Source organism: Rhizobium sp. BK275 (genome assembly GCF_014193555.1).
In the GTDB taxonomy this organism is placed as follows: domain Bacteria; phylum Pseudomonadota; class Alphaproteobacteria; order Rhizobiales; family Rhizobiaceae; genus Rhizobium.
Genome location: NZ_JACHZL010000004.1, coordinates 594,344 through 607,291, shown reverse-complemented (window position 1 = coordinate 607,291; position 12,948 = coordinate 594,344). Strand labels below are relative to the sequence as shown.

Sequence of the window (12,948 nt, the reverse complement as noted above, 5' to 3'; positions counted from 1 at the left end):
CGTCCGGAATGAAATATCGCGGGGTGGAGCAGCCCGGTAGCTCGTCAGGCTCATAACCTGAAGGCCGCAGGTTCAAATCCTGCCCCCGCAACCAAACTTTCCTTTCTTCCCCCGATACCAGGACCAGTTATCGCCAGCGCGAAAACGGCATCTTCCCTGGCAAGCGTAGTGCGTCGGCAGCTATGCTCACCATAAGGCGATGTAGCGGTTGAATGCCGGACCAAGGCTGATGTGAACTGGCCGCGCCATGTCGGCGAGGCCAGTTGCCTTCTGTCGGCGGGGATTCGCGCCGGGAAGGCGCGAGCTGGCCAGGTCAATTCGACTGACGGCTTGCCTTGATCTCCATCAGTTTGGCAGTGCAGGTCTCCGAGACGTTCGACGCGTTCTGCTGGAGGCATTGCAGCAGCCTTCCGCCGCCCGGCTGGACGCCGTTGCAGAGCCGCCGCACATCCGCTTCGCAGGCGGAGCGGATGTCTCGCATCTGTTGGCGGCTCACCTCCTGGGCATTGGCCGCGCCGGCAAGCGCCACGAAGGCGACGATCAAATAGATTTTCATTCCTGATCTCCCGAAAATGGGTTGCGTGAGAGGAAGGGCGGACGGGCCGCGGTGTGGTCTATGGGCGGCGGCCGTCCGTTCCGGCACTGGGGTACGTGCCGAAAGTCATAGCCGAGATGTGGTCAACGGAGGGAAAATGAATCGATCCGAAAACTCGGCCGAAGCATGTCACCCCCGGATGAGTCGCGGCATGCGGGCCGTTTCCAGTTGTTCCGCCGTCAATTTGGCGCGAAGGTCCGTGATCGCCTTCTTGAGTGTCTGCGCCTTGTCCGCATATCCTGCCATGACATCGGAAAGAGCCTCCGCCCGGCCGAATGCCTCCGGTCCCTTCAGGTCTTGATCGGGCGCCCCGATCACCGAAATGACCGCGTCGCGATCGGGAACCAACGCAAGCAAGGCCTCGGTATAGGCACGCCAGGCATCCTTCTGGTCGGCGCGGATGCCTATGGCCGTCTCCTGCGCCGAGAGCATGCCGGCAAGCCGAAGGCGAATTGCCTTGCCGGTATAATAATAGCGCAGATCGTCAAGGCGGTCGGCGAGGGCACGGATGTCGAGAAAACCGTTCCTGTACACCTCGAAACGCTGGTCGCCGTAGGTATCTTCGGCGGGGCTGACATTCGCGTTTTGATCCTGGGCCATCCCTGCCAGAGGGATGGCGGCAAGCAGCAGCGCGCCAGCGCCGACAGAGAATAGTACCGTTTTTTTCATGGCAACCTCCGTGGTTCGTTGATGGTGACACCATGAACGGCGCAGCTTGCGACGAATTTGCTCGCTTGTAGGAAAATGTAGCGATTTGTTGCTCGAAGGGCGGCATGTCCCGTCTGGTTCAAGTTGTCTCGAATAACGGAAGAGTAACAGTCACCAGACCGCCACGCTTGCCGTCCGCAAGCGTGATCGTCCCGCCTTGTGCTTTCAGAAGGGTTTGCGCGACAGCAAGGCCAAGCCCCGCTCCACCCGTTTTTCGTGCGCGGGATGGCTCTGCGCGAACGAAAGGCTCCAGCAGCAGCTCCCGTTCTTCTTTTGAAAATCCCGGCCCCTCATCTTCGATTGAAATTCTTGCCCGGCCTTCTTCGACCGCCATCGTCACATGCGCTCGCCGGCCATATTTGACGGCATTGTCGACGAGGTTGCCGATGATCCGCCGAAGCGCCAGCCGATCGCCGATGATCCATGTTTCGGCCTGCGTTGTGTCTGTTTCCAGAATGACAGGCAGGCCCGCGCTCCTGAAATCCGCTATTTCGGCGCGCAGCAATTCAGCGAGGTCGAGCATCTCCTCATTGAGCGCTCCGACACCCGCCTGCGACGTCAGAAGCGCATTGTCGAGGAGATCGATCATGTCCGCAATATCGGACGTGGCCCGTTCTCTTTCCGCGTCATCGGGCAGTTGTTCGAGCCGGAGCCGCAGTCGCGTCGCAAAGCTGCGGACGTCGTGCTGGATCCCCCCGATCAACGCCATACGGGAACGCGTCATGGCGTGAAGCCGGTTCTGGAGCCTGTCGAAAGCCCTGACCAGGGCGCCGATTTCCGGCGTCGTCGCGCGGGTAGGGGGAAGCGGGATCGGGTCGCCTGAGGGATCCATGCGGTCGACGGCGGAGGCTAGTCTGGTCAACGGTCTGATTTCCCGATGCAACATGTAAAAGGCGATGCAGGCGAACAGGGTTCCCAACAGTCCCGCCCCCGTTCCCGCCGGCAAACCATAAAACGTTACGACAAAGGGCGTGCGCGCTTCGGCGACGAGGATATTGCCGTTGTCGAGTGCCACCCAAAATTCGAGCGGCCGCGCTGTGCGGGTCCACAAGCCAGGTCGGAGGCCTTCGGTGTTGTGCCCTAACTGAATGTGGATGAGTTTTTCGCCAAGAAACTGCCGATAAAGCGCGAAATCAGCGCTATCGGCCAGGTCGTCGCCTGCAGCCGGCACAGATGAGCTGTCGGTGATCCGCACCTCCAGCATTGAGGATTGGAGAGCCGCGAGGGCGAGTTGCCGCTCGTCTGGGGCGATGTTGGATACGAGATCGATGATCGCCTTCAATTGTTCGGGCGGCAGACGGTTAGCGGTTCGCGACAGGTCGCTCGTCCAGTAGAAGAAGGCAATCAGAGTGATCCAGAGAGCGAGAAGCGCGCTCGCGCCAATCGCCAGCAGTCGCGCGGTCAGGCCGAAACGCATGTTTATGTGACCTGCCGGACTGGTGCGCTCAAAAGATAGCCGCCATTGCGTACGGTATTGATGAGGTTGCAGCCAGGACTCAGGCTGTCCAGCTTTTTGCGAACGCGCGAGACAAGAATGTCGACCGTGCGATCGAAAGGATCTGCGCTGCGCCCATGGGTCCAGTCCAGTATCTGGTCTCGCGACAACACGCGGCGCGGGCGCAGGACGAAACAGGCAAGCAGGTCGAACTCGGCGCTGGTCAGGGCAACGAGACCGCCCTCTTCGGTGCGGAGTTGGCGGGCGTCGAGATCGGCGACGAAACGATCGAATGCATAACGGCGCGAGGCAAGCTGAAGCGGTTGAGCGCCCGTCCGACGCAACAGCGCCCTGACACGCGCGAGGAGTTCCCTCGGCCCGAAAGGCTTGACGACATAGTCGTCGGCGCCGATCTCGAGCCCGACCACCCGGTCCGTCTCGTCCCCTTTCGCCGTCAGCATGAGGACAGGCAACCTCCGTTCCGACGCCAGCCGCCGGCAGATCGACAGGCCATCCTCGCCAGGAAGCATCAGATCGAGGATGACGAGGTCCGGCCTGATGCGCTCAAGCACCTTGTCCATATCCCGTCCATCCTGTGCCAGCTCCACGTCGAAACCTTCGCGATGCAGAAAATCGCCAACCAGCCGCCGGATCTCGGGGTCGTCATCAACGATCAGGATGGTTTTTGCCTCTTTCTCCATGATCTTCAACAGGACATTTCGCGGTCGGGAAATCAATAGGAAAACCCGCGCGTGTACAAAACGATACCGGCCGGAAAAATATCTCAACAACCTGAAAAGCCCGGTTGATGGCCCAGCAAAGAAATTTGCCGACGGTGGCAATCCCGGTTCCGGATGCAGTGGTTTCGGGCTTGGACAGCATCCCGTGATGGTGGCCGCGCCTTCGAAGGAGCGTCATCTCGTCCGATGCGCTATCTGATGCCCAAGTCCGAAGAGTTGATGCCGGTGGGCCGCCGCTTCTTCCAGGCGGACATAAAAGGCCCCGGCACATTGGACGCGATCATCAAGGCCAATGTCAGCTCCAGTTTGCAGGGGGTGATTACCGCCCTCCACGTCGACCGCAATGACATGCTGCGCACGGGAGAGATCATTGCCGAAGTCAACGCCGGTGAGTTGAAAGCGCAACTCAACGCTTCCCTTGCCTCGCAAGAGGCTGCGCGCAAGGTCGTGGAAGCGGCGCATGCCGACGGCCGACGTGCTGAAGCCACGCTTGCGAATGCCCGCTCGACGCTTGCCCGGCAGTAGGAGTTGCAGCGCGCCGGAACGTCGACGCGTTCAGCACTGGAATCGGCCCAAACCGTGGTCCAGCAAGCCGAGGCCGATCTCGCCAAAGCGCGATCCATCGTTCTGCAGGCCGGGGCACAGGAAGTCGAGGCCGCTGCAACGGTGGAAGTCAATCAGGCACAAATGGACAAGTCGGTGATCCGCGCTCCGATCGACGGAATTGTGGCGGCTCGCAACCTCAATCTCGGCGACATCGCTTCGCCCAAGGCGGGCGTTCCGGTCCCTTTTCGGAAAGCTCGGCGATATCCTCCGATATGGATCGCCGGGTGGAGGGCATTGCCGGCGTGGCCGATGTCTGCCGTTTCGTGCAGATCAGCCAGCAATTCGCCTTTCGCGATCGACAGCTGCGCCTCCATCACGGGTGTCGACTATCCGAAGGACCGCGGGGAATGGGTGCCGTTGACCGCCGGCCGGCATCTGGAAAACGGGCATTTCGAGGCCATCGCAGACGCAAGCATCGGGTTCGGTCTCGGCGACCGCGTCCGGCTGGGGCAGGACGATTATACCATCGTTGGCCTGACGCGAGGAATGGTCGACATGAGCGGCGATGGACTGCTCTTCGTTTCAGTGAACGATGCCATGGCGATCGCCCAGCGACGGACAAGCGAAGAGGTGCTGCTTGCCCGAAAGGAAACAGGCGGTAGCCGAAGCGCCGCAAACGGCAGTTCGGTGCAACAGGACAGCAAGATTGCCGCGACGCTGGTGACGCTCGAGCCGGCCGCCAGCGAGAAGCAGCTCGCGCGGCGATCATGGCCTGGGGAGATGCAAATGTTCTGAGCAGGGCCGATCAGGAAAATCTCCTGCTCAACCAGAGGCTCTGGCGGCTGAGAGTCCAAATTCTTGCCTTCACCGCGGTCCTTCTGGTGGTGATGGCCATCGTCATTTCGCTTATCATCTACATGCTGACCATGGAAAAGCGCCATCAGATCGCCATGCTGAAGCTGATCGGCGCACGCAGTGTCGTCATTGTCGGGACAATTGCCGAACAGTCCTATCTGATCGGGGCAGGTGGCCTGCATGAACGCTATGCCGATTCTATGCGTCCGCCACGCGTGCCGCCACTATCGCAGCGGCGAGACAGTGGTGCGCGCCCTAGACGGCGTCTCTTTCGATATCCATCCGGGCGAAGTCGTTGGCATTCTGGGACCCAGCGGGTCCGGCAAAAGTACGCTGTTACTGATTGCCGGCCTTTTGGAGCTGCCCACGACCGGCGAAATCTATATTCGCGACCGGCTCGTTTCCCAACCCGATGCCGACCTCGACGGCCTCCGTGACTTCAGACGCAACAATATCGGTTTCATTTTCCAGAAGGCCAATCTCATTCCGTTTCTTTCGGCGGTCGAAAACGTGGCGCTTGCGCTCGAGATCGACGATGTGCCGGCGCGCGATTATGCTTCGCAGCTGCTTGGCAGCGTCGATCTCGCGCATCGCGTCGACAATCTTCCGGCTCGGTTGTCGGGAGGCAGTGTGCAGGACCTCTTCGACCGGACGATCGAACTCAGGGATGGCGGGATTGTCGCCGAAAACGCCACCGGGCCGGGTGGGAGCGCCCCGGCTGATACAAATCGCAACAAAACGTAACGCCGGTGAAAGACCGCAGCTAACTTCGGGACCGATCTTCTCCTTATTCCCGCTTCGCCAGCCGGCGTTGCAACACGACAGGAGAACCCGATGCTGAAGAAATTGTTGCTGGCGCTGGCCATTTTTGCCGGCGCTTCATCCATCGCCGCCGCGGCCACGGTCGCGGTTGCGACGGGAAACGTCAACCTGAGAGCCGGTCCTTCGACCGGATATCCGGTTGTGACCGTTGTTCCGGCCAGCGCCCGGATTGTCACCCACGGATGCCTGACCGGGTATACCTGGTGCGACATAAGCTTTGCCAACTATCGTGGCTGGGTGGCGGCCAACTATATCCAGGTCGTCTACAAAGGCGGACCGGTGGTCCTTACTTCCGCAGTGGCGCCTTCCGTCGGCGTGACGATCATCGCCTTTAACAAGGTTTACTGGGACAACTACTATGCTGCCTATCCATGGTATCGAAGCTGGGCACGTTATTATCGCCCCTATCCGGCCTATCCCATCGCTCCTCCGCCACGCGTCACCTCCTATGATCGGTCTGTCAACTGCGCCGACGGAAGTTGCACCGCGACGCGTTCAGCGACAGGTGTCTATGGAGGCTCCACGAACCATACGCGGACGTGCAGCGGCGGGGAGTGCACGGCTACGAGGGAGACCGTTGGGCCGTACGGCAACAGTGCCTCACGCGTCCGCAACTGCAGCGCCAACACGCATTCGTGCAGCGTGACGAGAACAGGTCCGCGCGGTGGTACGGCGACCGGCACGCGCAGTTTTCAACGATAACCCCAGAGCCCCGGGACGGAACATGACCGAGATCTTCGTTATGCAGAGCCTCTTCGGCGCGGCGATCTCGCCATCAACCGTGCATAGGCAATCGCCGAGAGCATGTTGACGTGGTTGGCCTTACCGGTTCCGGCGATGTCGAAGGCGGTGCCATGGTCGACGGAGACTCGGTCTATCGGCAGGCCGAGAGAGACATTGACGGCGGTTTCGAAGGCGACGAGCTTGATCGGGATGTGGCCCTGATCGTGATACTGTGCGATCACTAGATCGAAGGCGCCATTATAGGCGCGGGCGAAGACCGTGTCGGCGGAAATCGGGCCTACCACGTCGATGCCTTTGGCCTGTGCCAGCTCGACGGCGGGTGCGAGGAATTCCGTGTCTTCTGTTCCGAAAAGGCCGTTTTCGCCGCAATGGGGGTTGAGACCGGCAACGGCAATGCGGGCCTTCTTGCCGAGGCGCACGAAGTGATCGTGGCCGGCCTCGATCGTTGCAAGCACACGTTCAGTCTTGGCCCGTTCTATCGCGCCCTTCAGCGAGATGTGGGTCGAGACATGGATGGTGTTCAGACGCTCGGAGGCGAGGAGCATGAAGGAGCTCTTGGAGCCGGTCAGATGCGCCAGCAGGCCGGTATGACCATCGTAATGGTGGCCGGCGAGGTTCATGGCTTCCTTGTTGATCGGCGCCGTGACGATGACGTCGGCTTCCTGCGACATTGCGAGATCAACGGCGCGAGCGATGTAACGGACGGATGCATCGCCAGCGGCTGGGCTGACCTTGCCAATCTCGGGGAGGGGAGCGTCCAGCGCGACCTCATCCACGGCGATGGTGTTTCCATCCTCGGAGGCGGAAGGGCCGAAGCTGAGGCTGATATCGGTTGCGCGTACGGCCCGTTCCAAGGCTTCCGTATTGCCAACGATGACGAAGTCGCGACGTTCGGCAGCCGGCAATGCAGCCAGCGCCTTGACGATCACTTCAGGGCCTACGCCGGCGGGATCGCCGAGGGTTACTGCGACTTTTGCATTTCTGTCCATCAGTCAAATTCCTCTTGAAAGCCCTGCCTCAATAGGCAGCCTCGTAGATCGAGCGTATATCAGTGCGCGTCAAGTCGCGCGGATTGTTATCCAGGAGCCTGCGGATGGCGAAGGCGTCGTCGGCCATGGCATCCAGATCATTTTCCGGCACGCCGAGGCCGGAAAGTGTCATCTCGATGCCAAGTTCGGCGCAGAAAGCATAGGCCGCATCAAAGACCGATTTGACGGTGTCGGATGTGTCATAGCCGAGTGCTTCCATCACCGCTTTCGTCTTTTCCGGCACGGCCGGCGTATTGAAAGCGAGAACATGCGGGAAGATCAATGCGTTGGCCGCGCCATGGGCTACATGCCAGCGGGTGCCGAGCGGATAGGCGAGTGCATGGCCGCCAGCCGTATTGACCGGGCCGAGGCAAAAGCCTCCATAGAGCGAGGCCAGCGAAAGACCGGCACGTGCTTCGGCATCCGAGCCGTCGCGCACGGCTCTTGCGAGATATTTGCCGACAAGCCGCGTTCCTTCGATGGCGTAGATGTCAATCATCGGGTGCGCCTTGCGATTGGTGAAGGCCTCGACACAATGTGCCATGGCATCGACACCGGTTGCAGCGGTGGTGCGGGCCGGGACGGAGAAAGTCAGGGAAGGATCTATCACGGCGATGTCGGCGAGCATGTGAAGGCTTTCGACCGCAAGCTTCGCCTTGGTCTCGGGATCGGTGACCAGCGCGCGGATACCGGCCTCGCTGCCCGTGCCCGATGTTGTCGGCACCTGCGCAAGCGCTACCTTTCGCGGCCCCTGAACCTTATTGGGGCCGACAACATCGCGAAGGCTCTGCGACGAGCCGGCGAGCACGGCAGCCAGCTTGGCAAGATCCATGGCGCTGCCACCACCGAAACCGACGATAAAGTCTGCCTGTGCAGTTTCTGCTGCTGCGAGCACCTTGTCGAGATTAGCGATATCCGGCTCAGGCGTCACGTCCGAGAAGACCGAAACGTCACCCTTCAGTTGCAACAGATCAATGCGTGTCGCGTTGAATGCATCCGAAATGACCAGTGTTCGGGAATAGCCCTTGTTTGCGGCCCAGGCGCCGAGCTTTCCCGCGGTCTCCAGACCGAATTCGATCAGGTGCGGCCGGACAACGGCAATAGGTGAATCCAAACTGACCATATGCGGTCCTCCTGATGCGCGACGGAACTGGGCCGTCAATGATGTAAATTTGTTATCCCGTCCGGTGATTTTTGGCAAGAATGAATGAGGAATTTTCTTGTTTTACAGTCCATCTGGGTGGTGAAAGTACCAGATTTAACGCTTCGAATTCCAGTCAACATATTAAAGTTAAATGTATATTTAGAAATTTGGTGATCGGCGGAAAGGGCAGTGGGACTTGTAAAAGGATTGTCGTGCATTTGTAAAAATAAGAATTCAGATGGGAGGGCCAAGTGCTTTCGCCGATCGGCCTCCCCCATGCGCTGCTTGTGATCTCGGTGGTCGTTAAGCGATTGATTCCAACGGAAGACGCACATATTTGATGGCGCGCCGGTAATAGGTATAGGCCACATGAAGCGCACCGTCCGGTCCCTGGGTGATTGAGGGATAGGAGAACTCGCGATTGAGCATGTCCTTCGAATTGTTGCTCAGGCAATAGCCGTCGCCTGTGTCGAGGTCGAATTTACGCTCGAAATGACCGTCTTGATCGGCGGAAACTGCGAGGCTCAACGGTGCGCGCGGAACACCCCAGACCGCTTTTCTGGTCGGCATATCGGTCGTTTCGACGGCAGCAGCCTTGTCGCTTTCAATCTCGTCATAGAGCGACTGGCGTCGGGCATCGGAGGAAGCGGCGCTGCTGTGGTTGTAAACCATTGCAACCCTCTGATCCTTAAGGCCAGCCGCCTGGATCGAGGAATTGTTGTTGGGCAGATTGGTCGGTCCCGGTGCGCTCCAGGTTTCGCCTTGGTCCGATGACAGGGAGGCGCGGATATTCTCGGAATAACGATCACGGAAAAAGGCGATCATCCTGTCGCCGTCGAGTGGCACGATATTCATGTGCACCGCGCCCAGGCTGCCTTCTATCTCTTTCATCTGCCATCTTTTTCCGCCGTCGCGGGAGATCAGCACGCCCGCCGTGTCGGCGTCGCCGTTCCAGCGCTGCCCAGGCAAACTGATGCAGCGGAAGATGGGAAGCAGCCAATCACCTCTCCCATTGACGACAATCTGCTGGCGCACGAATGTGCCGGGCAGGTCGCAGAGGATGGTGGGCGGTGCAAAGCTCTTGCCGCCATCTTCGGAGATGCGGCATTTGACAACTGCGCCGTCCTGATCGCCGGATGTCTGCGAGGTATAAATCAGCCAGACGTACCCATTAGGAGCGCTGAAAATCAGGGGATTCTGTTCGGATTTCGCCGGATCGTCAGACATTTTTTCCGGTTCGGACCAGCGGTTAGAACCAGGGGCCAACCGTGACATGTAAATTGAGATGTCGCCCATGCCTTCCATCGTGCCGCCGAACCAGACGCAGGTCAGGGTGCCGTCGGCAAGAAACGCCAAGTTGGCCGCGTGGTTCTGAATGCAGGGAGACGGCAGATAGGCATCAAAACGACCGGCCTGGGCATCATTTGCCCTGAGTAAACCGTCCATCAGCGCCGGAACGTCCTCCGGCTTCAAGCCTGTGGATTGCATGGCTTTTCCTCCCTTACGGCAGCTTTGCGTAGCTTTCGGCGAGCGCCGCATATTCGGTGTCATTGAGTGGCATCAGCGGCGGGCGAGTGCGCAGCCAGCCGACATTGCCGGTTTTCAGTCCCACCATCGCCTTGATGGTCGGGATCTGCACATAGGAGTTCGACAGGGTGCGGAAAGCGTTGATACGAGCCTGCGCTGCCTCGACATCTGCATTGCGTGCCTCGTCATGGACGTGGTCGTAAACCGTGCGCAGGGAATTTCCGACAAGGTTCGAAGTGGCGGTGATGCAGCCCGCGCCGCCGGCTTTCAGTAGCGGCAGCAGCAGCGGGTCGGCGCCGCAGAGCACGGAGAAACCCGGGCAGGTGGCGATAATTGCCTGCATGTTATTGAAATCGCCAGCAGAATCCTTGATTCCGACAACTGTATCCGGGAAGGCTTCGACCAGTCGGCTGATCAACGGAATGGAGAGCGGAACGCCCGAAACCTGTGGGATGTGATAGAGGATCACCTGCAGCCTGCTATCGCCGATCTTCTCCAGAATTTGGGCGTAGGCGGTAAAGAGGCCTTCGTCGGAAACGCCCTTGTAATAGAAGGGCGGCAGCATCACCACCTTGGTGACGCCGAGCGAAAGGGCGTGCTTCGTCAGTTCAACCGTGTCGGGAATGGCGACGACGCCGGTACCCGGCAGCAGCTTGTCCGCGGGAATGCCGGCTTTCAGCGCTGCTTCCAGAAGCATGTGGCGCTCGGCAGAAGAGAAGGAGTTCGCTTCGCCTGTCGTGCCAAGCAGTGCAACGCCGTGGCAGCCCTCTTCGATCAGCCGCTGGCAATGTTCGGTGAAGAGACCGAGATCCGGGCTGCCATCGGTGTTGAGAGGGGTGGTGGCGGCGCTGTAGACGCCTGTAATCTTGTGATTGCTCAAGGTATCCTCCTCGTCAGACCGGGCCTTCCCGGCACGTTCCTACGCTGTCGTATTCATCCCAATCGAGGTAGTTGTCAATCTTACAAATTTGAAATCTCTACATGTCAATTTTTAACATATTGATTTTATGCAATAAATAATTGCGATCCCTCGATTTAATGCTTCATCAGTTATTTTCCATTGACAGATTTACATTATCGCGCAAATGTCTGCGGTATGTCGCGCAGCTTCGGGGAGGTCTTTCGAAAGGCGCGCTATTTGCCATGGAGGAGCAAATGACAATTCGCAACGACCAAGACTTTTCGCAGATTTCCCGGCGTAACGCGCTGAAGCTGGGGCTTGCAGCCGGCGTTGGTTTCTCGCTTTTCGGCGCAAGCGCCCGCATCGTCATGGCGCAGGACGGCCAGGTCCTGAAGGCCATCAATCCTGCCTTCGACCAGGACTGGTCGCCGCTGCGCGGCGGCGGCAGAACCTTCCGCTGGAATTCGTTCTGGTGGGCTTCGCCGATGTATTTCGACGCCGAGGGTAAGATCCAGCCCTACGTCTTCACGAGCTGGGACTCGCCGGACAAGAAGGTCTGGACGTTCAAGATCGACCCGAAGGCAGTCTTCTCCGATGGCAGCAAGATCACCGCGGCCGATATCAAGGGCTCCTGGGAAGTTTCTTCCATGCCCAATACCAAGAACCAGCGTGTCGACCAGGTGCTGAGCAAGGTGCAGGGCTATAAGGAAATCTCTGCCGGCTCAGCCAAGGAACTGACCGGTGTAACAACGCCTGATGAATCGACTGTCGTCTGCACGCTGACGCAAGCAGATCCGATTTTCTTCATGCGCCTTGCCAACCACATCGTCCCGATCACCAAGGCTGCCCAGTCGCGCGGCAGCGATGGTGAGGAAGTGGCCGATTGGTACAAGCCCGATAGCAGCGCAGTCTATTCCGGCCCCTTCAAGCTGACTGCGCTCGATATTGATGCCGGCACGCTGACCTTCGAGCCGAACGAGAAATTCTTCGGACCTAAGCCGAAGCTCGCCCGCATCGAGATCAGCTCGATTGAAGACAATGTCACCGCGACCTCGCTGATCAAATCAGGCGAATACAATGCTCACACCGAGCTCGTCACCTCGACGATCATCCAGGATCTCGGCCCGGAATTTTCTGCCGGTCCGCTCATTCCGACCAGCCAGCATTTCTGGTTCAACACCTCGCGTGCACCGATGGATGATCCCAAGGTTCGCCAGGCGCTGATCATGGCGGTCGACCGCGACGGGCTGTTCAAGGCTTCCTATCCGGATGGTCCGCACAAGAAGGCCGACCAGATCCTGAATTCGGTTCCGGGTGCCGACAATTCCGGCTTCGAGCCCTATCCGTACGATCCGGCAGCGGCCAAGAAGCTGCTGGCGGAATCGAGCTATGGCGGTCCGGAGCGTCTTCCCAAGCTGCTGTTCGTCGGCATTTCCGGCCCGGCAATCCAGGCGGCTGCGCAGTTCATCGCCGAGCAGTGGCGCCAGAACCTTGGCATCACCGCTGTCGACATGAAGCCGCAGCAGGATGCCTATGCTGGTCCGGACCAGAATTCGGTTCAGATCTTCCGTGACGACGTCGGCACACGTGTTCCCGATGCCGTCTCCTATCTCGCAGGCTCCATCGCCTCTACCTCGTCAAACGCTCAGAACAAGCTCGGCGGATACAAGAACGACAAGGTGGACAGCCTGCTTGCAGAGGCAGCAACCAAGGCTGCCGACGATCCGGATCGTGTGAAGCTCGCGCAGGAAGCCCAGAAGGCCTTCCGCGACGACTGGGCCTTCCTCCCGTGGTATTCTCAGGCGATGTCGCGCTGGGCGACCAAGGACGTCAAGGCAATGGAAAAGAACCTCGACTGGCAGGTCGTGGCTCCCTGGGATGTTTCCATCGGCTAAGGCCGATA

The 12,948-nt window shown here is 59.5% G+C and carries 13 protein-coding genes and 1 tRNA gene; 6 read left to right on the top strand and 8 right to left on the bottom strand.

Annotation, left to right across the window (positions count from 1 at the left end; translation table 11 throughout):
- Window positions 1-17 precede the first annotated feature (17 nt).
- Window positions 18-94 (top strand) — tRNA-Met (locus FHT82_RS16440).
- Between the two features lie 219 nt (window positions 95-313).
- Here the strand turns inward: FHT82_RS16440 and FHT82_RS16435 are convergent.
- The 4 genes from FHT82_RS16435 to FHT82_RS16420 form a co-directional block, all read right to left on the bottom strand.
- Complete coding sequence (locus FHT82_RS16435; protein WP_183732720.1) at window positions 314-556, bottom strand: cysteine rich repeat-containing protein; 243 nt, start codon at window positions 554-556, stop codon at window positions 314-316.
- Between the two features lie 168 nt (window positions 557-724).
- Window positions 725-1,264 (bottom strand): hypothetical protein, encoded by a 540-nt coding sequence (locus FHT82_RS16430; protein ID WP_183732717.1) that lies wholly within the window; start codon window positions 1,262-1,264, stop codon window positions 725-727.
- Window positions 1,265-1,382: 118 nt separating this feature from the next.
- Window positions 1,383-2,720: an ATP-binding protein gene (locus tag FHT82_RS16425; RefSeq protein ID WP_183732713.1), complete on the bottom strand. Its 1,338-nt coding sequence runs from the start codon at window positions 2,718-2,720 to the stop codon at window positions 1,383-1,385.
- 2 nt (window positions 2,721-2,722) lie between these two features.
- Complete coding sequence (locus FHT82_RS16420) at window positions 2,723-3,439, bottom strand: response regulator transcription factor (RefSeq protein WP_183732711.1); 717 nt, start codon at window positions 3,437-3,439, stop codon at window positions 2,723-2,725.
- Between the two features lie 225 nt (window positions 3,440-3,664).
- Here FHT82_RS16420 and FHT82_RS16415 point away from each other — a divergent pair, with 225 nt between their 5' ends.
- The 4 genes from FHT82_RS16415 (at window position 3,665) to FHT82_RS16400 (ending at window position 6,403) form a co-directional block, all read left to right on the top strand.
- Window positions 3,665-4,003: a biotin/lipoyl-binding protein gene (locus tag FHT82_RS16415; RefSeq protein WP_183732708.1), complete on the top strand. Its 339-nt coding sequence runs from the start codon at window positions 3,665-3,667 to the stop codon at window positions 4,001-4,003.
- 54 nt (window positions 4,004-4,057) lie between these two features.
- Window positions 4,058-4,819, top strand: a complete 762-nt coding sequence (locus FHT82_RS16410; RefSeq protein ID WP_246698142.1) for a hypothetical protein — start codon at window positions 4,058-4,060, stop codon at window positions 4,817-4,819.
- Window positions 4,820-5,059: 240 nt separating this feature from the next.
- On the top strand, window positions 5,060-5,623 hold the full coding sequence (locus tag FHT82_RS16405; RefSeq protein WP_183732705.1) for an ATP-binding cassette domain-containing protein: 564 nt from the start codon (window positions 5,060-5,062) through the stop codon (window positions 5,621-5,623).
- 90 nt (window positions 5,624-5,713) lie between these two features.
- Entirely contained in the window at window positions 5,714-6,403 is a 690-nt protein-coding gene (locus FHT82_RS16400; protein ID WP_183732702.1) for an SH3 domain-containing protein, read from the top strand.
- 38 nt (window positions 6,404-6,441) lie between these two features.
- Here FHT82_RS16400 and pdxA read toward each other — a convergent pair whose 3' ends face one another.
- The 4 genes from pdxA to FHT82_RS16380 form a co-directional block, all read right to left on the bottom strand.
- Window positions 6,442-7,434, bottom strand: a complete 993-nt coding sequence (gene pdxA, locus FHT82_RS16395) for a 4-hydroxythreonine-4-phosphate dehydrogenase PdxA (RefSeq protein ID WP_183732699.1) — start codon at window positions 7,432-7,434, stop codon at window positions 6,442-6,444.
- 28 nt (window positions 7,435-7,462) lie between these two features.
- Window positions 7,463-8,596 carry an iron-containing alcohol dehydrogenase gene (locus tag FHT82_RS16390; protein WP_183732696.1) on the bottom strand — a complete coding sequence of 378 codons (1,134 nt, stop codon included), beginning with the start codon at window positions 8,594-8,596 and terminating at the stop codon, window positions 7,463-7,465.
- 324 nt (window positions 8,597-8,920) lie between these two features.
- Complete coding sequence (locus tag FHT82_RS16385; protein WP_183732693.1) at window positions 8,921-10,105, bottom strand: exo-alpha-sialidase; 1,185 nt, start codon at window positions 10,103-10,105, stop codon at window positions 8,921-8,923.
- Window positions 10,106-10,118: 13 nt separating this feature from the next.
- Window positions 10,119-11,024 carry a dihydrodipicolinate synthase family protein gene (locus FHT82_RS16380; protein WP_183732690.1) on the bottom strand — a complete coding sequence of 302 codons (906 nt, stop codon included), beginning with the start codon at window positions 11,022-11,024 and terminating at the stop codon, window positions 10,119-10,121.
- 275 nt (window positions 11,025-11,299) lie between these two features.
- On the opposite strand from FHT82_RS16380, the gene FHT82_RS16375 reads away from it, so the two are divergent.
- Complete coding sequence (locus tag FHT82_RS16375) at window positions 11,300-12,940, top strand: ABC transporter substrate-binding protein (RefSeq protein ID WP_183732687.1); 1,641 nt, start codon at window positions 11,300-11,302, stop codon at window positions 12,938-12,940.
- The last annotated feature ends 8 nt before the right edge of the window (window positions 12,941-12,948 follow it).